Origin of the sequence: Cellulosimicrobium sp. 4261 (assembly GCF_040546915.1) — a bacterium.
Classification (GTDB): domain Bacteria; phylum Actinomycetota; class Actinomycetes; order Actinomycetales; family Cellulomonadaceae; genus Cellulosimicrobium; species Cellulosimicrobium cinnabarinum.
In genome coordinates, this window is record NZ_JBEPOQ010000011.1 from 99,459 (window position 1) to 117,988 (window position 18,530).

The following is an 18,530-nucleotide window of genomic DNA, read 5'->3' on the forward strand; positions in this document are numbered from 1 at the left end:
TCATGGCCACTTCCGTACCCTCCCCTACCCAGAACCCGGTCGGATTCCCCGCCGGGACCGTGCTCGGCTACCCGCGCATCGGGCGCCGCCGCGAGCTGAAGAAGGCCGTCGAGGCGTTCTGGGCCGGCAAGACGTCGGCCGAGGAGCTCGAGGCCACGGCCCGCGGGCTGCGCCTCGCGACCGTGCGCCGCCTCGTCGAGCTCGGCCTCGGCGCCGACGACGCGTCCGTCCCCGGCACGTTCTCCTACTACGACCAGGTGCTCGACGTCGCCGCGTCCCTCGGTGCCGTGCCGTCGCGGTTCGCGTCGCTGGTCGACGACGCGGGCCGCCTCGACCTCGCGGGCTACTTCACCGTGGCGCGCGGCCAGGGGGACGACGCCCCGCTCGAGATGACCAAGTGGTTCGACACGAACTACCACTACCTCGTGCCCGAGATCGGCCCGGACACCCCGATCCGGTTCGTCGACGACCGCGTCGTGCGCGAGTTCGTCGAGGCGAAGGAGGCCGGTGTGGTGACGCGGCCCGTCGTCGTCGGGCCGGTGACGTTCCTCGCGCTGTCCAAGGCCGCGGACGACGCGCCCGCCGGGTACTCGCCGCTCGATCGTCTGGACGACGTCGTCGCCGCCTACGCCGACCTGCTGCGTGCGCTCGCCGCGACCGGCGCGCCGTGGGTGCAGCTCGACGAGCCGATCCTCGTCACCGACCCGGCGAACGCCGAGGAGCTCACCGAAGCGGTCGAGAGGGCATACCGCGCGCTCGCGACCGACCTCCGCCCGGTGCCGAACCCGGGCCCGCTCCCCACGGAGACCTCCGGGTCGGGAGAGATCCCCGGCTCGGCAGAGGACGTGCGGCCCGCCATCCTCGTCGCGGCGCCGTACGGTCGGCTGGAGACCTCGCCTGGACCCGACGGCCGGTATCACGACTTCCTGGCCGTCCTGTCGGACACGGACATCGAGGCGATCGCGCTCGACGGCGTCGCAGCCGACCTTCCCGACGGCCTGCCCCAGGGGCTCGGGACGAAGACCCTCGTCCTCGGCGTGATCGACGGGCACAACGTGTGGCGGGCGGACCTCGCCGCGAAGCTCGATCTGATCGAGCAGTACCCGACCGGAGCGCACCTGGGCGCGGTCGCCGTCGGCACGTCGACGTCGCTGCTGCACGTGCCGCACGACGTGGAGGACGAGACGTTCGCCGAGCCCGGCACCGCGTCGGGCACGACGCTCGACCCGCGCCTGCGCGACTGGCTCGCGTTCGCGGACCAGAAGGTCGGCGAGGTCGCGACGCTCGCCCGGGCCCTCACGGAGGGTCGCGACGCCGTCGCGGAGGAGATCGAGGCGTCCCGTGCGGCGGTGGCGTCGCGCGCGGAGGCGAGCGGCGTCGTCGTGCCCGCGGTGCGGGAGCGCGCGGCCGCGCTGACCGACGCGGACTTCGCGCGCGGCGACTACGCCGAGCGTGCGGCCGCGCAGCAGGAGCGCCTGAACCTGCCGCCGCTGCCCACGACGACGATCGGCTCGTTCCCGCAGACGCCGGAGATCCGCCGCGCCCGCGCGCTGTGGACGAAGGGCGAGCTGTCGGACGCGGACTACACGACCGCGATGCGCGAGGAGATCGCGCGCGTCGTCGCGATCCAGGAGGAGCTGGGCCTCGACGTGCTCGTGCACGGCGAGCCCGAGCGCAACGACATGGTGCAGTACTTCGCGGAGCACCTCGACGGGTTCGCCGTCACGGCGAACGGCTGGGTCCAGTCGTACGGGTCGCGCTGCGTCCGCCCGCCGATCCTGTGGGGTGACGTCACGCGGCCCGCGCCGATCACGGTCGAGTGGTCCGCGTACACGGCGTCGCTCACCGAGAAGCCCGTCAAGGGCATGCTCACCGGGCCCGTGACGATCCTCGCGTGGTCGTTCGTGCGCGACGACCAGCCGCTCGGCGACACCGCGAACCAGGTGGGCCTCGCGCTGCGCGACGAGATCGCGGACCTCGAGGCCGCCGGCGTCGGGATCGTCCAGGTCGACGAGCCCGCGCTGCGCGAGCTCCTGCCGCTGCGCCGCGCGGACCAGCCGGCGTACCTCGACTGGTCCGTCGGGTCGTTCCGGCTCGCGACCTCGGGCGTGGCGGCGGCGACGCAGATCCACACGCACCTGTGCTACTCGGAGTTCGGCGAGGTCATCGGCGCGATCGACGGCCTCGACGCCGACGTGACGTCGGTCGAGGCGGCGCGCTCGCGCATGGAGATCGTGCCGGAGCTGCGCGACGCCGGGTACTCGCGCGGCATCGGGCCGGGCGTCTACGACATCCACAGCCCGCGCGTGCCCTCGACGGAGGAGGTCACCGAGCTGCTGGAGCTCGCCGTGAAGTCGATCGACCCGCGCGTCGTCTGGGTCAACCCCGACTGCGGCCTGAAGACCCGCCGCTACGAGGAGACCGTGCCGTCGCTCGAGCACCTCGTCACCGCGGCGAAGGCCGTCCGGGCCACGCTCGGCTGACCCCCGGAGACGCCGGAGGCCGGGTTCCGTCGGGACCCGGCCTCCGTGTCGAGGGTGTCAGCGCTCGGTCGTGCCCGTGCCCGCCATCGGGAGGGCGAACGCGAGCGTCGCCGCGGCGAGGCCGCCCACGAAGAGCCACACGCCGCCGTCGACGCCGGACATGCCCGACCCCATGAGCACGAGCCCGCCGACGAACAGCGCGAACGCCACGACGAACCGTGCGACCGCGCCCGCGTGACCGGGGATGTCGCGCCCTTCGGTCCCGGTGGGGAGGGGGCTGTGCGCCGCCTGCTCGCTGGACGTGGTCATGGGGTTCTCCTTCTGAGGTCGGAACGGGAGCCGGACGTCGCCGTCGGCGATCAGTCCAGGTAGTTCTCCACCGTACCGGGGTCTCGCACCGTCGCCGCATCGGGGTCGCCACCGAACTCGCGCGCGGCGCCGCGCTGGCGCAGCAGGTCCCAGCACTGGTCGAGCTCGACCTCGATCGCGCGGAGCCGCTCCTGCTCCTGCGGGCCCGAGATCTCGCCCCGGGCGAGCTGCTCCCGGAGCCGGTGCTCCTGCGCCACGAGCTCGCTGATCGTGCTGCGGATGCCGCCGTCGGTCGTCATGCCGTCCACGGTATGCCCGACGGCGCGGGCGCGCCCGTGCGGTACACCGACGAAGCGGATTCAGACCCACGATGGATGGCGATCCCCCACGGCCCGCCCTGACACGACTCAGCACGCGCCTGACTTCTCGAGGAAGGAGTCGCGCCCCCGAGCACGGAGGATTAGTTCAACGATTCAGCACTTATGCCTCACCGCAATTCAGTGCCATACCATCCTGAGGCCCGCATGCCGAAAACGTCTTCGATGTCGAGACGAATGCTGATCGACCACGGCCGGACCTGGGTGCTGGTCGCCCGATTCGGGATGCGCTATGCTCCGCGAAAAAGTTCCACTTCTTCCAGGGGGCCGGAGTGAATTCCAGAGCAATACGTGTCGTGTTGGTGATCGGGATGGCATGTGCGCTCGCGCTCGTGCCGGCGGGTGCGAACGCCGCGTCGAAGGGCGGGGTCGGCGATTACTGCAACACGAACTATCGCGTGATGGTTCAGAGCCGGACGCTCGGCGACACGACCCATGAGGTCAACAGCGCGATCTGGCACAAGGGCTGGAAGAACTGGGTCACGTCGACGACGTACTCGACCGCCACGGGAACCTTCAGCTGGCACGTGAAGGCGCGGGAGGTCGACGGTCCGCGCACCAATGCCAACTGCTCCCTTCGTTGACCGTCAAGGCCGTCCCGCTGAGATTGGCAGAGTATTCGCGATGCAAAAGAATTCATGGAGAGCGGCCCTCGCGGCCGCGGTCGTCGGCGCTACCGTGCTCGTCGGCGTCGGGCAGGCTAGCGCCGTCACCTACCAGTACATGGACAAGGAGCTGAACTGCCGGCTCGGCGACCAGGTCCGCATCCAGGGGCGCACGACCGGCGAGACGGATCACAAACTGGTCCTGGGCAGCGGCTACTACCTCTGGTACAAGGGATACAAGAACAACATCACCTCCACGACCTACACCCACGTGCAGGACGGGACCGCCCGTATCCTGGCGACCCGCCTGGTCTCGAGCAACGTGTCCTCGTGCGTCACCGGCTGATCGTGGAGACGTCGGCTGACGAACGAGCGACGACAAGGACTCTGGAGGGCGATGCGACAGCAACTCGCCGCACGCCGCAGAACCGCTGGGTACAGACCGGCCTGACTGCCGCGATGATGCTCGTCCTCAGCGCCTGCTCCGGTGGCGTCGACGGCCAGGGGCAATCGGTCGATGCGTCGCCGTGGGAGCCCCCTGGGTGGATGGCCGAACAGGCTCGTCAGCAGGAGGAGTTTCAGGCGGCACTGCAGTCGTGTCTGGATGGAGCGGGCTGGGACAAGACCGTCACCCCCGACGGTGGTATCAAGGAGCCCTTCACGGGTGCGGAGTACGACCGGTTCCGGGAGAACCTGCACGAGTGCTACACCCAGATGGGCTACCCGGTAACGCCCACCACCACCCTCTCACCGGAGTTCCTCGGAACCCTCTACGACCGTCAGCTCGATGTCGCGGCGTGCCTGAAGAGCAAGGGCGAAGAGGTGAGCGATCCTCCGACCAGAGATCTCTACGTCGAGACCGCGAATGATCCGGAGTCGACGGCCGGGTGGTCGCCTTACGACGTGATCCTCGCCAGCGGGATCGGTGAGGAGGAGTACAACGCCCTGAGGAGGGACTGCCCCGAACCCTGGTTCCCGCCCCAGTAGGTGGAACGTCGCTTCCCGTCGGTTCCGGAAGCCGCGTGCGGTGTCCAGCACGGGCGAGGGCGGCCTGACCAGCCGCTTCTCCCCGTCGGAGCGCCGCACGCGGCTTCGTGGGGTCGGCTACGGGACCCGCAGGACGCGGACCGGATCGCGACGCGACGCGACGATCGCGGGCGGAATCGCACCCACCAGCGCAGTGGTCATGGCCAGACCAGCAAGCCCGAGCGTGAAAGACACGTCCGGCAGGTCGGATGCCGTCAGTCGCGCAAAGAGCCTCGCTGCCCCGATACCGACGAGCACACCAAGGGCTGCTGCTGTGAACGACTGGACGATGACGAGTACGACGATCGCCGACCGTGTCGCGCCCAGCGCGCGTCGCCGTCCGAAATCTCTTCGGCGAGAAGACACGGCACCGAACATCGTGGCCGAAATGGTCACCAGCCCCACGGCCAGCACCACCACCATGATCCGTCGGGCGGAATCACCCATCTCGCCCTCGACCACCCGCCGAAGGGCGATGGCGCCGGTGGGGCTCTCGATCGTGACCGCCGCAGCGTCCTCGGCATGGATCAGCGCCGGGATCACTCGCTCCAGATCCTTGACGTGGCTGACGGACGACGCCATGGCGTAGACGTAGCGCAGGTCTCCGGCCCTCGTCTCGCCAGCCTCTGGCGTCACCAGCGCTGCGGAGTCCAGGGTGTCGAGTGGACCCCGTGACTCGAACACCCCGACGACGGGCCAGGCTTGCACGCCATCGGTGACGTTGCCGACGCCGTCCGCGAGCCCCAGGGAGCGCGCCGCCTCGACCCCGACAAGCACCTCGCCGGCCCGCGGAGCCCTCCCTGCGACGATCGGGATGCCCGTCGGAAGGGTGCCGACGAGCGTCCTCAAGGCGACGCCAGCACCTCCATGGGCAGGAGCGTCAGCGTTCCGGACATCACGTACAGGGCCCAGTCCGATCACCCAGTCCACCTCCGGACGAGTACTCAACGCAGGGACGCTCGACGCGTGGACGCGCGCCTCGCCTGACGCGTCGAAGGCAGTGACGAGCTTTGCTCCCGCACCGTCGAAGCGGGAGAGCACCGCCTGCTCGGCCGCGACGGACTGCCCGGTGGTGGCGAGAACGACGAAGCAGGAGATGGCTACGACGAGTGCCGCGACCGCCGACGGCAGTGGCTGGGCGATGACCGTGCGCAAGCCGTCCCGAAGGATCGCTCGGGGAGCGGGCGCACCCGGCAGCGGGGTCGGCAGCCGTACGGGGGTTCTGACGTCGCTCGGTGCGGGGTCGAGCGAGGATCCGGTCGCCACGTGTCCGCCTAGCCCAGGACGAGCCGGTGATCGGCCCGCTCCGCCAAGGCCTCGTCGTGGGTGGCGACGATCACGGTCGCTCCGCTCCGGGCATGCGCGACGAGCGCGTCCCACACCACCGCTGCGGAACGGGCGTCGAGGTTTCCGGTCGGTTCATCACCGAACACGACGCTCGGAGAGGTGAGCAGAGCGCGGCAGAGTGCCACTCGCTGCGCCTGACCACCGGAGATCTCCCCCGGTCGATGCGCAGAACGATGCTCGACGCCGAACCTCTCGAGAAGCTCGCGAGCGTGGGACCGAGCCGCAGACATCGGCATCCCGGCAAAGAGTGCCGCCTCGCACACGTTGTCGAGGATGCTCCGTGCAGGATCGAGCATCGCATCCTGAAAGACGAACCCGACCTTCGATGCGCGTATCCGCGAGCGCTGGTCGTCAGCGAGCTGCGCCACCGAGCGCCCGTCCCAGACGACTCGTCCTTCTCGTATCCGGAGCATGAGGGCGAGGATGTACAGGAGGGTCGACTTCCCCGAGCCTGAGGGTCCGGTCACCGTCGTCACGGACCCGGCCGGGAAACCGGCCGAGAGATCCTCGATGATCGGCTCGGACCTCTTCCGATAGGCGAACGTGAGGTGCTCGACCGCGAGCACAGGGCCGTCCATCAGGTGTCCTTCTCACTCTCCGGCGCCTGATTCCCGGACTCGTCGACACCGAACAGGAGGATCTCGTCCCCGATCGCGACGCCATCCACCACAGCGCGTCCGTCGCCCTCCGTCCGTATCGTCACGGCTACCTGCTCACCGTCGGCCCGGACCACGAAGGCCGTCCCGTCTGCGTGGGTCTGGATCGCTGAGAGCGGCACGGCCGGACCTTCTGCTGGAGCGACGATCGCGACCTCGCTGTCGAAGATTGCGGGATCGGGACCGTACGGGACTCCGGAGCACCCGCTCCCGCAGATCGAGTCACCCTCGGCGGGCACGAGCTGCGCCACCACAGAGCCGTCGTCCGAGATCGTCTGCGACCCGATCGTGGCACGCCATTCTCCGTCACTGCTCCGGATCGCCACGGTGGCATCGACAGGGATCATCGACACCTGATCGGACGTGAGCTTCATGGTGAAGACGGGTTCGGCCGCCAGCGCACGAGCCACCACCTGCCCTGGAGCCACCTGCGCCCCGGGGAGCATCTCCTCCGCGAGAGTCACGCGGCTCGGTATCTCCCGCGCGAAGAGCACATCCCCCGAACGCACGATCCCGTCGTCCTCGATGCCCAGGTCCCGCTGCCATGCCGCCACGGCTCTCGCCGTCGCGTCTCCGAAGCTGCCACCGACGCTCCGTACGCGCAGGTAGCCGGAGTCCCGAAGGAACTCCTGAAGCTGGCGGACGTCCGCGCCCTTCACACCCACGCTCATCTGACGGAAAGCGGGCACATCACCGTGGAGCACGGTGACGGGGCGGAGATCGACGCTGTACAGAGCGTCCCCCGGCTGAACGACGTCGCCGGACGCCACGTCGATCGAGGTGACCGTCCCGGAGCCCGCGCCAGTGGCGAGGGGGACAGATTCCCACGTCGCCGTGACGGGAAGGGACAGCGTTCGACCGATCGACTCGTTGATCACCCGGTACGTCGGCTCAGACGTCGGCCCAGTCTCGACCTCGGGAGTCGTGAGCGTCACGCGGCCGGCCCAGAAGGTGAGGCCGCAGGCCACGACGGCGAGGCTGATCCACCCCGTGATCGCTCGTGCTCGGCGTCGCATGACCCCCCCTGGTGCCGCGGCAGCAGGTGAAGGGTATCGGACGCTCAGGAATGCGACGATCGCTTCCGGCGGTGGTCGCGCTCGGCGCGAACGGATGGCCCGGCTGACGTTCGCGTCGGTTGGCGCGGCCGCATCCGAGCACCGCCCGCGTCCGGCGTCGGACCAGGTCCTAGGCTCGGGCCCATGACGACGACGATCGGCCGCACCGTCCTGCTGTGCCACGACCTGGACGCGAGCGCCGCGTTCTGGGCCGACGGGTTCGGCTTCCGCACGTTGTTCCAGGGAGAGACCGAGGGGTTCCCCCTGCTCCACGTCGGCCCCGGACGCGTCGACGAGCCCGGTCTGTGGCTCGTGCCGCTCCCCGAGGGCGGCGCCCCGCTCGTGCGGCACGGCCTGCCCAACCTCGTGCTCTACGTCGACGACCTCGACGCGACCCTCGCACGCCTCGCCGCGGCCGGGGTCGAGCCGTTCGTCGGGCCCGACGCCGACGCCGAGACCGGCGACCGGTTCGCGCACGTCCACGACCCGGACGGGCACCGGGTCGTCGTCGTGCAGCTCGGGACGACGACCGACCCCGCGTAGCGGGCTAGCGAGCCCGTACCCACGTCGCGTCGTCCGCGAGGATCGTCACCTCGTCCTGGTCGACGACGAGGAACCCGCCCCCGATCCGCAGCTCGGCCGTCGGACGGTCCGGGGTGCGCAGACGCACCCGGCCCGCCGTGAGCGACGCCGCGACCGGCTGGTGCCGCGGCAGGATGCCCAGCGTGCCCGACGCCGCCGGGACCGTCACGCTGCGCGCCTCCCCCGTCCAGAACACCCCGGACGGCACCACCACCTCCACGGACACCAGCCGCTCCCCGGCGGGTGCGGCGGTCTCGGACGGGGACGGCAGGGCGACGGGCACGGAGTTCCTCCCGGACGGTGGACGGCGGAACCTCCGAGTCTGGCCGGGCGACCCGCTCGCCGGGCCCGGCACTTCGTCACCCGGGCGAGGCCGAAGGTCACCGGGAACCACCCGCCGAGGTGGTGCCTGCGGTACACCCGCGCGTCAGCCGTGGGTGGCCCACGTCACGATGGGTGCATGAGCACGCACGCGCACGGCATCCACCACTCGATCGACTACGTCGAGCTCCCCGTGACCGACCTCGCCGCCGCGCAGGCGTTCTACGGCGCGGCCTTCGGCTGGGAGTTCGTCCCCTACGGCCCCGGGTACGCCGGGATCCGCACGGCGGCGGAGTCCGGCGCGGACGAGGCCGGCGGTCTGCGCCTGGCCGAGTCCGGCGACGTGACCCGCGGCGGTCCGTTCGTCCTGCTGTTCTCGGCAGACCTCGACGAGACGCTCGCCGCCGTCCGGAGCGCGGGCGGCGAGGTGGTCGAGGGCCCGTACGAGTTCCCCGGCGGCCGTCGGTTCCACTTCCTCGACCCGAGCGGCAACGAGCTGGGCGTCTGGGCGACGTCCTGAGGGACGGCGTCGGCCGGTCGAGCCAGCGGTGCGCCGCGACCCGGGCGGCAATCACGTTGACGACGACGGGTGCCGAGGCGCACCATCGAGGGTGACGGTTGCCGTGGGCAGCCGTCCGTCGTGCCGGACGGGCACGACCACGGTTCAGGATCGCGCCGACGGCGCGCCGCACGGGACGAGGAGACGCGGATGCACGGCACCGCAGGCTGCGAGGTGGCCATGGCGGCCTGCTCGGGCGCCCTCTCCCCCCGCACCGTCACCCGCTGAGACCACCGGGCCGCGGGCCGTCGTCCCCGACGCCCGCCTCCCTCCGGGGCGCACCGCCGTCCGACGACCCCGTCGTCGCCGGCCGCGCCGGTCATGACGCGACGGCTGCGGGCACGCCGTCCTCCCCGCCCCCGGAGGCGCCGTCGCGCGCCCGGGCGCGCACGCGTCGTCGTGCACGCCCGCCGGGCTGCGGACCGTCCTGACACGGAAGCAGCGAACCCATGAACCCCCTGACCGAGAAGCAGATCCGCGCGTCGTTCGTCAACGCGTCCAAGCGCGAGGCCGCGCAGGCGACCCTCCCCGACCTCGACACGCTCGACTGGGGCCGCCTCGACTACCTCGGGTGGCGCGACCGCAAGGCCCCGCTCCTCGCCTACGCCGTCGTGGAGGTCGACGGCGAGCCGCGCGGCGTCCTGCTGCGCTCGACCGACGCCAAGACGGGCGGACGGCGCAAGCGCGCGGTGTGCGCGTGGTGCGAGGACGTCGTCGTGACGGACGACGTCAGCCTCTACGTGGCGCGCCGCGCCGGGGCCGCCGGGCGCCGCGGCAACACCGTCGGCACCCTCATCTGCACGCAGTTCCTCTGCTCGCAGAACGTCCGCCGGGCCCCCACCCGCACCGAGATGGGCGACGACGAGTCGATGCGCGAGCTGTTCGTCGAGCTCCGCGTCGACGGCCTCCGCGAGCGCTCCGCGCGCTTCGTCGCCGAGGTCATGCGGGACGTGTGACCGACCGCGGCTCCACCTCGGCCGACCCGGGCTCTCCCTCGGCGGGCGCGGGCTCTCCCCCACGCCAGGAGGGCCACCAGTTCCACCGGCCCAGGAGCGTCATCGTCGCGGGCAGCAGCAGCCCGCGCACGACGGTGACGTCGAGGAGCACGGCGACGGCCATGCCGACGCCGACCTCCTTCATCGCGACGAGCTCGCCCGCCGCGAACCCGAGGAACACGATGCCGATGGCGACGGCCGCCGTCGTGACGACCGGGCCGGACGCGGTGATGCCGCGGAGCACGGCCCGGTCGTTCGCGACGCGCGGGTCCTCGCCGGGCGTGCGGGCGCGCCACTCCTCCGCGGTGCGGGACAGCAGGAAGACCTCGTAGTCGGTCGACAGGCCGAACACGAGCATGCCGACCAGCAGGGGCGTGGTGACGTCGAGCGCGCCCCACGGCTCGAACCCGAGGAGCGAGGCGCCCACGCCGTGCTGGAACACGGAGACGAGGACGCCCAGCGTCGCGGCGAGCGTGAGGAGGTTGAGCACGAGGGCCTTGAGCGGCACGACGAGCGAGCCGGTGAGCAGGAAGAGCAGCACGAAGGTCGCGAGCACCACGACCCCGGCGGCGAGCGGGAGCCGCTGCGCGAGGTGCTCCTGGGTGTCGACGACCTCGGCGGCCGGTCCGGCGACCCGCACCTCCAGGTCGGTGTCGAGGGCGCGCACGGCGTGCACGAGGTCCTGCGCCGCCTGGGCCGTCGCGTCGCCGTCCGGGCCGACGTCGGGCGTGAGGTCGACGACGGTGACCTCGGGCGGGTAGCCGGTGTCCTGCATGGCGTCCTCGACGCCGGGCAGGGCGGCGGCACGGTCGAGGAGGTCGGTCACCGCCGGGTCGTCGACCGGGCCCTCGACGAGGACGGTGACGGGCGCGACGCCGAGGTCGGCGAAGCGGGAGGTGGTGGCGTCGGCGGCGAGGCGCGCCTCGGCGTCGGCGGGCAGCGAGCGGACCTCCGAGCTGCCGAGCGTGAGCGACCCGAGAGGTGCGGCGAGCGCGAGCAGGAGCGCCGTCGCGCCGAGCGTGACGAGCACGGCGTGGCGCTGCGCGGTGCGCGCGAGCCGGCCGAGCGTGCCGGCGCCGCCGCGGCCGGTCCACGGGTGGGACCAGGTGCGGGCACCCGGCGCGGGGATCGCGCGGTGCCACGTGGCGACGAGCGCGGGGACGAGCGTGAGCCCGGCGGCGGTCGCGACGAGCACGACGATCGCGCCGCCCACCGCCATGCCGGAGAGCAGGGAGTCGCCGAGCAGGAGGAGCCCCGCGAGCGAGATGGCGACGGCGAGGCCGGAGGCGAGCACGGCCCGGCCGGCGGTCGCGAGGGTGCGTCCGACGAGCTCGTCGAGCGGGAGGCCCGGGGACGCGGCGCGCTCCTCGCGGAAGCGCGCGAGCACGAGCAGCGAGTAGTCGACCGTGAGGCCGAGGCCGAGGAGCGTCACGACGTTCACGGCGAACTCGTTGACGGGCACGACGCCGAGCAGCCCGCTGAGCACGAGCAGCGCGACCGCGATCGCGGCGAGCGCGGAGAGCAGCGGGACCAGGCCGGCCCGCAGGCCGCCGAGGACGACGACGAGCACGACGAGGAGCACCGCGATCGCGATCCCCTCGCCGACCGCGGCGTCGGTGATCGCCTGCTCGACGAACGCCTCCTCCGCGAGCAGCGCGCCGCCCACGAGCACCTCAGGGGTGTCGACGGTGTGCAGCGCGTCGGCGACGCGGTGCGCGAGGGCGAGGGCCTCGTCGTCGGACAGCGCGGGGTCGAGCTCGACGACGACGAGCGAGCCCTGCGCGTCGTCGGCGATGAGGCCACCGCCGGTGTAGGCGTCGGAGAGCTCGACGACGCCGGGCATCGCGCGGATGCCGTGCATGACCTCGCTCGCGCTCGCGATGAGGTCCGCGGAGAAGTGGTCGCGGCCGGACAGCACCGCGACGACGGTCTCGCCCTCGGGGGCGAGCTCCTCGAGGCGCTCCGCCGCGAGGGCGGACGCGCTGCCCGGCGGGGCGGGGTCGACGTCGGAGGTCTTGTCGAAGACCGCCCCGCCGAGCACGGCGCCCGCCACGAGGAGGACGGCCCAGACGACGAGGACCACGCCCCGGCGGCGGGCGGCGAACCGTCCGGTCCGGTGCAGCAGGCGTCCGAGCGTCATGGGGGCTCCCCTCGTCGGGAACTCGTCGGGGAGTCGTGGAGTCGGCCTCGGCGGGCTCGCCCACGACGTTCGTGCGGTGCGTCCGTGCGGCAGCGCGCGGACGTGAGCACCTTACGCGAGGGTGGGAGCGCCGTCGGACCGCGCTCCGCCCTGCGGGGACGCCCTGCCGGGCGCCGGACGAGACAGGTCGGGCGGGGGCGGCTCGTGCCGCCGCCCCCGCCCGGTGCGACCCGGGACGGACGGCTCACGCCGCCCGCCCCGGGTCATCGGCTCAGCCGCAGCTGACGGCCTCGTAGGCGGCGTCCGCCTCGAACGTCCGGCCGTCACCGGTCGCGGAGACCTGCGCGACGCCGGCCTCGACCGACGCGGCACGCGTCGCGAACGACTGGTACGCGGAGGCACCCGGCTGGACGCCGGTCACCGTCTTCGTCCCGAACGGCGTCGTGAGCGTGACGTCCGCCGGCACCGTGTCGTCGTTCGTGGCACGGACCGCGACGTAGACCTTGCCCGCGAGGCAGCGGGTCTGGACCGTCGTCGAGATCGCGAGCTCCTCGACGGGCTCGTCGGTCAGCTCCTTGAACCGGATGTTCCGGTAGTTGACCATCTCGCCGTTGCCGTGGTTCTGGATCCCCACGAAGCTGTTGACCAGGCGGGCCGGGTCGCTGCTCGTGAAGTCGTTGACGAGCACGTCGTTGAGGTAGACCCGGATGCGGTCGCCCTCGACGCGGATGTCGTACGCGTTCCACTGGCCGACCGGCTTGAGCGAGGCCTCGACGGCCGCGGCGTCGGCACCCTGGAACGTGTAGATGGCACCCGTGGTGCGGTCGGCGGCGTCGGTCGCGTCGATCTGGATCTCGTAGCCCTTGTTGACGGCCACCCACGGGTCGTCGCCCGGGTTCGGGAACCCGACGAAGACGCCGCCGTTGTCGTCCTTGAGGAGCTTCCAGTCGAGCTTCAGGCTGTAGCTGTCCCCGAGCTCCTGGTTGTACCAGAGCAGGCCCATGCCGCCCGCGCCCTGGATCGAGCAGTCCTCCTGGCGGCCGAAGCCACCCGGACCGGCCATGCGCCAGCCCTCCTGGAGGCTCGCGAGGGTGCCGTCGAAGAGCGCGGTGTAGCCGTCCTCGACCTCGCCCGGGGTGCAGATGTCCGGGTTCTCGCCGATCGAGAGCACGTCGATGTTGATGTTGCCCTCGTCACCGGCCTCGTACGCGAGCGTGATGGTGTTCACGCCGGCCTGGAGGTCGAGGTCGCGCGTCTGCACGCCCCAGTCCTTCCAGCTGCCCGTCGTCGGGAAGTTCCACTGGCCGAGGTCCTGGCCGTTCACGTGGAGCGAGACGTTCTTCGCCCGCAGCGACGTGTACGGGTGGATGCCGTTGGCGTAGCGCACGTTCACCGGGTAGGTGCCCGCCTCGGGGACGGTCACGGAGAACGTGCGGCCGGAGCCGACGCTCGTCATGCCCGCGGCGAATCCGGAGCCGGAGTAGTTGCTGTGGTCCGAGCCGATGCTCGAGCCGCCGAGGGGCTGGGCCAGCTCCGCCTCGTACCAGCCGCGGTCGGCCGGGGCGACGTAGCCGGGCAGCGAGTTGAGCGTGTACCAGGCCTCGGTGCTGAGGAGCTCCGCACCGCCGGCCGAGGCGAACGGGCGCGGGGACCGGACGTGGACCACGTGACCGGGCTTGAGCCCGTCGATCTTCAGCGTGACGGTCGTGCGGTCCTCGGACACCTGGGCGTCCGTGACGAACAGCGGCTGCTCGTCGACCTTCGGGCCGCCGTACTGCTGCGTCGGCACGTAGCGCCACTGCTTGATCTGGTACGCGTCGGCGAGGTTCTCGACGACCTCGTCGGAGACCGGGTCGGTGTACTCGATCTCGAAGCCGCCCTCGACCACGCGCATCTCCTTCATGTCGAAGGAGTCCTCGTTGACGGGGACGAGCTTCTGGAGGCCGAACCGGAGCTTGCCGGACTCGCCCCAGTTCCCGCCCTCACCGGTGCCGCCGGCGTAGAGCGCGCCGTCGGGACCGTAGACGACGCGGTTCACGCCGACCTCGAGGCCCGCGGTGTGGCGGAAGACCGCACCCTGGAACTCGCCGTCGACCTTCTCGAGGAACGCGCGCTGGATGCCGCCGTACGTCACGTCGCCGAGCAGCATCTGGCCCGCGAACTCGCCGTCCTCGACGAGGATCGGGTTGCCCGGGGAGTTGGCGATCTCGTTCTGCGGCAGCCACACGGCCGGCGGGGCGACGGGGTTCGAGTCGAACGGCCCGGCCGGGTTCGTGTAGTGGTTGTAGAACTTGTCCTGCTGGATGTGGATGAGCTTGTTCGACGGCAGCCAGGCACCCTGGTTGTCCGTCGCGAAGATCTCGCCCTCGGGGCCGAAGCCGATGCCGTTCGGCGTGCGGAGGCCGCCCGCGACGTAGCTCACCTCGCCCGTCTCGCGGTCGATCTTGATCGACGTGCCGCGGTTGGCCGCAGGCTGCGGGTTCGTCGTCGCGCCGCCGTTGTTGATGGCCACGGAGAGGTTGACGTAGAAGTAGTCCTCGTCGTGGATCAGGCCGAACGCGAACTCGTGGAAGTTGCCGCCGTCGGGCCACTCCGCGATCTTCGTGTGGGTGTCGTAGAAGCCGTCGCCGTCGGGGTCGGTGAGCTGCGTGAGCTGGTACCGCTCCGAGACGAAGATCGAGTCCTCGACGACCTCGATGCCCATGGGGTTGAGCAGCTCGTCCGCGACGAGCGTCGCCGTGACGTCCTCGGGGCCGTCGGCCGTGGTGACGCCGTCGAGGAAGTAGACCTCGCCGGACACCGGGTCGGGGCGCCAGCCGCCGGAGCTGACCTCGCCCGTCGTCACGACGGCGAGCTGCTCGTCCGGCGTGAACGCCAGGCCGGAGACCTTGGGCTCGAACCCTGCGGGGCGCAGGTCGACGAGCTCGTAGTTCGGGTTGACGGAGTCGAGCCGCAGCCCGTCGCCCGCCGTGTCCGTCGCGCCCTCGCAGTACTTGTAGCCGGGGGCCGTCACGCGCACGACGCCGGCCTCGGTGCTGAGCGCGGAGGAGGGGATCACCTGGAAGGAGGAGCTGCCCGGCGTCTTCCACGCGAGCGTGAGGCGCTGCTTGTCGCTGCCCTCGTAGTAGTCGACGCGGAGGTCGTGCACGCCCGCGGTGAGGGTCGCGCTGCCCTCGACGGAGGTCGAGTCGTTGGGGCCGTCGTTCTCGAGGACGAGCTGGCCGTCGATGTAGACGAGCGCGCCGTCGTCGTTGGTCACGCGGAACTGGTACTGGCCGTCCGCGGGGACGTGCAGGTTCGCGCTCACCTGCGAGATGAAGTTGTCCTCCGCGCCGAACTGCTCGGCCGTCGACCAGTCGATGGTCGGCATGAGCTTGTCGACGTTGGGCGTCTGCCCGGACTTCAGGGTGCAGACCCCACCGGGGTTCTGCGCGAGCTGGAAGGTCCGCAGCGTGACGCCGGGCTCCTGCTCGGGGAGATCGGCCGCGGCGGGGACGGCCCAGCCTGCGACGACCAGGGCGCCGAGGGTGAGGGCGGCCGCGCCGCGTCGGTACCTGATCCGGCGGGACACCGGCAGGCTGGTGCGTTCGAGCATCGTTGCTCCTTACTCGGTCGGACTACGAGTCCACGGAGCGTAACCCCTGCCTGGCCCCGTCGATGACAACGCTGGACAGGCTAGCCCGCGTTCTATCGATGTGTCTACAACTTCCGTCGCACCGTCGACAAAAGTGCTCCCGCCTGCAGCGACGTACGCTCACGGCATGACCGCACGCCACGGCGACGTCGCCGACCGGACCGCGTCCCGCCCGTTCGCCCAGGTCGACGTCTTCACCCGCACGCCGACCCTCGGGAACCCCGTCGCGGTCGTCCTCGACGCCGTCGGCCTCACGGACGAGCAGATGGCCGCCTTCGCGCGCTGGACCAACCTCTCCGAGACGACGTTCCTCCTGCCGCCCTCGCCCGACGGGGCGGACGGCGGCGCCGACTACCGCCTCCGGATCTTCACCCCGGCGGGCGAGCTGCCGTTCGCGGGCCACCCGACGCTCGGGTCGTGCCACGCGTGGCTCGAGGCGGGCGGCACCCCGCGCTCGGGCGACGTCGTCGTGCAGGAGTGCGGCGTCGGGCTCGTGCCGATCCGGCGCGAGGAGGGCACGGAGCGGCTCGCGTTCGCCGCGCCCGCGCTGCTCACCGACGAGCCGGTCCCGGCCGACGACCTCGCCGCGATCGTCGCCGCGCTCGGCGTGCCCGACGAGGCCGTCCTCGACCACCGGGTGCTCGACAACGGCCCGGGCTGGCGCGTCGTCCTGCTCGACTCCGCGGCACGCGTCACCGGGCTGACGCCCGACTGGTCCCGGCTGCGCGCCGAGCACCCCGACCTCTCGGTGGGCGTCGCCGGCCTGCACGGGGACGACGGCGGCCCCGACGGCACGGCCGTCGAGGTGCGCGGGTTCGCGCTCGCCATGGGCATCCCCGAGGACCCGGTCACCGGGAGCCTCAACGCCGTCGTCGGGCAGTGGCTCACGCGCGACGGGCGCCTGCCCGGCCGCTACGTCGCCGCCCAGGGCGCCGCGCTCGGCCGGGCCGGGCGCGTGCACGTCGAGCGTGACGACACCGGGACCGTCTGGGTCGGCGGGTCGAGCGTCACGTGCGTCGCGGGGACCGTCCGCCTCTGACGGGTCGTCGCCGCCGCGGAAAACGGAGGCCGGGGCGCCCGCCTGCTCCGTAGACTCGGGCAAGTGTCAACAAACCCTCCGGTTTCCGGGACGGCGCGCGCCCTGACCGACCGCGCCGTGGTCTCGCGCGCACGGTGGGCGCTCATGGTGCAGTTCGCGCTGTTCGGCGTCATCGGCACGTCCTGGATGAGCCGCCTGCCGTCGGTGCGCGAGGCGCTCGGGCTGAGCTCGGGCCAGCTCGGCGCGCTGCTCGTCGTGGGCGGGGTCGGGACCCTCACCGCCGTCGTCGTGACGGGCGCGGTCGTCGCGCGCTTCGGCAGCCGCACGACGCTCGTCGTCGCGACGTCCGCGAACGTCGTCGGGTTCGGCCTCGTCGCACTCGGCACGGCGACCGGCAGCGTCGGCGTGTTCGCGGCGGGCGCGTTCCTCAACGGCATGTGCGGCGCGCTGACCAACGTCCCCATCAACATCTGCGCGGCGTCGGTGGAGCAGCACGTCGGGCGCGCGATCCTCCCCCACTTCCACGCGGCCTTCTCCATCGGGGCGGCGTGCGGGGCGCTCGTCGCCGCCGCGTTCTCGTGGGCGCACGTGGGCATCGCCACGCAGGTCGTCGTCGTCACGCTCGTCGTCACGGCGGCCCGCGCGCTCCTCATCGCGCCCGCGACGGCGATCGCGCCCGAGCGGGCCGCGGCGCGCACGACGGCGGCCGACGGCGCCCCCGCACCCCGGCGCGGCGCGGGCGTCCGGGCGGCGCTCGCCGCGTGGCGCGAGCCGCGCACCCTCCTCATCGGGCTCGTGCTGCTCGCGTCGTCGCTCTCCGAAGGGTCGGCGGGCAACTGGCTGTCGATCGCCGTGGTGGACGGGTTCGACGTGCGCGAGGCGCTCGGCGCGGTGGCGTACGGGACGTTCGTCGGCGCGATGACGGTGTTCCGGTTCGCGGGCACCGGGCTCATCGACCGGTTCGGGCGCGTCGCGGTGCTCCGGGCGTCGGGCGCGTCGGCGCTCGTCGGGCTCCTCGTGTTCGGCCTCGCGCCCACGCTGCCGCTCGCGTGGGTGGGCATCGTCCTGTGGGGCTGCGGTGCTGCGCTCGCGAACCCTGTCGCGATCGCCGCGGCGTCCGACGACCCGGCGCACGCCGCGCCGCGCGTCGCGGTCGCGACGTCGTTCTCCACGGTCGCGATGCTCAGCGCTCCCCCGCTCCTCGGCCTGCTGGTCGACGGCGTCGGGGCCCGCCACGCGCTCCTCGTGATCTGCGCCGCCACGGTGCTGTCCCTCGCGGTCGCGGGCCAGGTCCGGCCGCTGCCGCGCCCGGCGGCGCCCGCCCCGGCCGACGACCTGCCGGAGCCCGGCCGGGAACGCCCGGTCGGGTCCCGCTAGGGGGACGCGTCGCGCGCCCGCCGCG

The 18,530-nt window shown here is 72.2% G+C and carries 17 protein-coding genes; 9 read left to right on the top strand and 8 right to left on the bottom strand.

The window, feature by feature from the left end; translation table 11 throughout:
* Nucleotides 1–2 precede the first annotated feature (2 nt).
* Complete coding sequence (gene metE / locus ABIE39_RS14240) at nt 3–2,483, top strand: 5-methyltetrahydropteroyltriglutamate--homocysteine S-methyltransferase (protein WP_354052264.1); 2,481 nt, start codon at nt 3–5, stop codon at nt 2,481–2,483.
* Between the two features lie 57 nt (nt 2,484–2,540).
* On the opposite strand, the gene ABIE39_RS14245 is transcribed toward metE, so the two are convergent.
* Nucleotides 2,541–2,792, bottom strand: a complete 252-nt coding sequence (locus tag ABIE39_RS14245; RefSeq protein WP_021483231.1) for a hypothetical protein — start codon at nt 2,790–2,792, stop codon at nt 2,541–2,543.
* A 50-nt stretch (nt 2,793–2,842) separates the two neighbouring features.
* The gene (locus ABIE39_RS14250; RefSeq protein ID WP_031316756.1) at nt 2,843–3,091 is read right to left on the bottom strand and encodes a DUF2630 family protein; all 249 of its coding nucleotides are present in this window, start codon (nt 3,089–3,091) and stop codon (nt 2,843–2,845) included.
* Nucleotides 3,092–3,471: 380 nt separating this feature from the next.
* Here ABIE39_RS14250 and ABIE39_RS14255 point away from each other — a divergent pair, with 380 nt between their 5' ends.
* From ABIE39_RS14255 to ABIE39_RS14265, 3 genes are read left to right on the top strand one after another with little or no spacing between them, the layout of a single operon-like run.
* Nucleotides 3,472–3,753 carry a hypothetical protein gene (locus tag ABIE39_RS14255; RefSeq protein ID WP_175009894.1) on the top strand — a complete coding sequence of 94 codons (282 nt, stop codon included), beginning with the start codon at nt 3,472–3,474 and terminating at the stop codon, nt 3,751–3,753.
* Nucleotides 3,754–3,793: 40 nt separating this feature from the next.
* Nucleotides 3,794–4,120, top strand: coding sequence for a hypothetical protein (locus ABIE39_RS14260; RefSeq protein ID WP_175009893.1), 327 nt, complete (start codon nt 3,794–3,796; stop codon nt 4,118–4,120).
* Entirely contained in the window at nt 4,105–4,761 is a 657-nt protein-coding gene (locus ABIE39_RS14265; RefSeq protein WP_354052267.1) for a hypothetical protein, read from the top strand. The genes ABIE39_RS14260 and ABIE39_RS14265 overlap by 16 nt, the downstream gene beginning before the upstream one ends.
* Nucleotides 4,762–4,878: 117 nt before the next feature.
* On the opposite strand, the gene ABIE39_RS14270 is transcribed toward ABIE39_RS14265, so the two are convergent.
* From ABIE39_RS14270 to ABIE39_RS14280, 3 genes are all read right to left on the bottom strand, one after another.
* Nucleotides 4,879–5,955: an FtsX-like permease family protein gene (locus tag ABIE39_RS14270; protein WP_354052269.1), complete on the bottom strand. Its 1,077-nt coding sequence runs from the start codon at nt 5,953–5,955 to the stop codon at nt 4,879–4,881.
* Nucleotides 5,956–6,074: 119 nt separating this feature from the next.
* Nucleotides 6,075–6,725: an ABC transporter ATP-binding protein gene (locus tag ABIE39_RS14275; protein ID WP_061269092.1), complete on the bottom strand. Its 651-nt coding sequence runs from the start codon at nt 6,723–6,725 to the stop codon at nt 6,075–6,077.
* A complete protein-coding gene (locus ABIE39_RS14280; RefSeq protein ID WP_354052271.1) occupies nt 6,725–7,738 on the bottom strand; it encodes a peptidoglycan-binding protein in 1,014 nt (337 codons plus the stop codon). The genes ABIE39_RS14275 and ABIE39_RS14280 overlap by 1 nt, the downstream gene beginning before the upstream one ends.
* A gap of 264 nt (nt 7,739–8,002) precedes the next feature.
* Between ABIE39_RS14280 and ABIE39_RS14285 the strand changes: the two genes are divergently transcribed.
* Nucleotides 8,003–8,401, top strand: coding sequence for a VOC family protein (locus tag ABIE39_RS14285; protein WP_085387028.1), 399 nt, complete (start codon nt 8,003–8,005; stop codon nt 8,399–8,401).
* 4 nt (nt 8,402–8,405) lie between these two features.
* Here the strand turns inward: ABIE39_RS14285 and atpC are convergent, their stop codons facing one another.
* Nucleotides 8,406–8,723 carry an ATP synthase F1 subunit epsilon gene (atpC, locus tag ABIE39_RS14290; RefSeq protein ID WP_255437368.1) on the bottom strand — a complete coding sequence of 106 codons (318 nt, stop codon included), beginning with the start codon at nt 8,721–8,723 and terminating at the stop codon, nt 8,406–8,408.
* Between the two features lie 177 nt (nt 8,724–8,900).
* Here atpC and ABIE39_RS14295 point away from each other — a divergent pair, with 177 nt between their 5' ends.
* Nucleotides 8,901–9,281 (top strand): VOC family protein, encoded by a 381-nt coding sequence (locus ABIE39_RS14295; protein ID WP_175009889.1) that lies wholly within the window; start codon nt 8,901–8,903, stop codon nt 9,279–9,281.
* Between the two features lie 488 nt (nt 9,282–9,769).
* Complete coding sequence (locus ABIE39_RS14300; RefSeq protein ID WP_175009888.1) at nt 9,770–10,276, top strand: FBP domain-containing protein; 507 nt, start codon at nt 9,770–9,772, stop codon at nt 10,274–10,276.
* Here the strand turns inward: ABIE39_RS14300 and ABIE39_RS14305 are convergent.
* Both ABIE39_RS14305 and ABIE39_RS14310 read right to left on the bottom strand, forming a co-directional pair.
* Nucleotides 10,260–12,455, bottom strand: coding sequence for an MMPL family transporter (locus ABIE39_RS14305; RefSeq protein ID WP_354052274.1), 2,196 nt, complete (start codon nt 12,453–12,455; stop codon nt 10,260–10,262). The genes ABIE39_RS14300 and ABIE39_RS14305 overlap by 17 nt on opposite strands.
* Nucleotides 12,456–12,726: 271 nt before the next feature.
* Nucleotides 12,727–16,050 (bottom strand): 3-keto-alpha-glucoside-1,2-lyase-like domain-containing protein, encoded by a 3,324-nt coding sequence (locus tag ABIE39_RS14310; RefSeq protein WP_175009886.1) that lies wholly within the window; start codon nt 16,048–16,050, stop codon nt 12,727–12,729.
* A gap of 166 nt (nt 16,051–16,216) precedes the next feature.
* On the opposite strand from ABIE39_RS14310, the gene ABIE39_RS14315 reads away from it, so the two are divergent.
* Together ABIE39_RS14315 and ABIE39_RS14320 are read left to right on the top strand one after the other, a co-directional pair.
* On the top strand, nt 16,217–17,128 hold the full coding sequence (locus ABIE39_RS14315; RefSeq protein ID WP_354052276.1) for a PhzF family phenazine biosynthesis protein: 912 nt from the start codon (nt 16,217–16,219) through the stop codon (nt 17,126–17,128).
* A gap of 63 nt (nt 17,129–17,191) precedes the next feature.
* Nucleotides 17,192–18,505 (top strand): MFS transporter, encoded by a 1,314-nt coding sequence (locus tag ABIE39_RS14320; RefSeq protein WP_143317195.1) that lies wholly within the window; start codon nt 17,192–17,194, stop codon nt 18,503–18,505.
* Nucleotides 18,506–18,530 lie beyond the last annotated feature (25 nt).

Coding starts and splice junctions, on each gene's coding strand:
- metE (WP_354052264.1), top strand. CDS start 3: ATGGCCACTTCCGTACCCTCCCCTACCCAGAACCCGGTCGGATTCCCC.
- ABIE39_RS14245 (WP_021483231.1), bottom strand. CDS start 2,792: ATGACCACGTCCAGCGAGCAGGCGGCGCACAGCCCCCTCCCCACCGGG.
- ABIE39_RS14250 (WP_031316756.1), bottom strand. CDS start 3,091: ATGACGACCGACGGCGGCATCCGCAGCACGATCAGCGAGCTCGTGGCG.
- ABIE39_RS14260 (WP_175009893.1), top strand. CDS start 3,794: ATGCAAAAGAATTCATGGAGAGCGGCCCTCGCGGCCGCGGTCGTCGGC.
- ABIE39_RS14275 (WP_061269092.1), bottom strand. CDS start 6,725: ATGGACGGCCCTGTGCTCGCGGTCGAGCACCTCACGTTCGCCTATCGG.
- ABIE39_RS14285 (WP_085387028.1), top strand. CDS start 8,003: ATGACGACGACGATCGGCCGCACCGTCCTGCTGTGCCACGACCTGGAC.
- ABIE39_RS14295 (WP_175009889.1), top strand. CDS start 8,901: ATGAGCACGCACGCGCACGGCATCCACCACTCGATCGACTACGTCGAG.
- ABIE39_RS14300 (WP_175009888.1), top strand. CDS start 9,770: ATGAACCCCCTGACCGAGAAGCAGATCCGCGCGTCGTTCGTCAACGCG.
- ABIE39_RS14305 (WP_354052274.1), bottom strand. CDS start 12,455: ATGACGCTCGGACGCCTGCTGCACCGGACCGGACGGTTCGCCGCCCGC.
- ABIE39_RS14310 (WP_175009886.1), bottom strand. CDS start 16,050: ATGCTCGAACGCACCAGCCTGCCGGTGTCCCGCCGGATCAGGTACCGA.
- ABIE39_RS14315 (WP_354052276.1), top strand. CDS start 16,217: ATGACCGCACGCCACGGCGACGTCGCCGACCGGACCGCGTCCCGCCCG.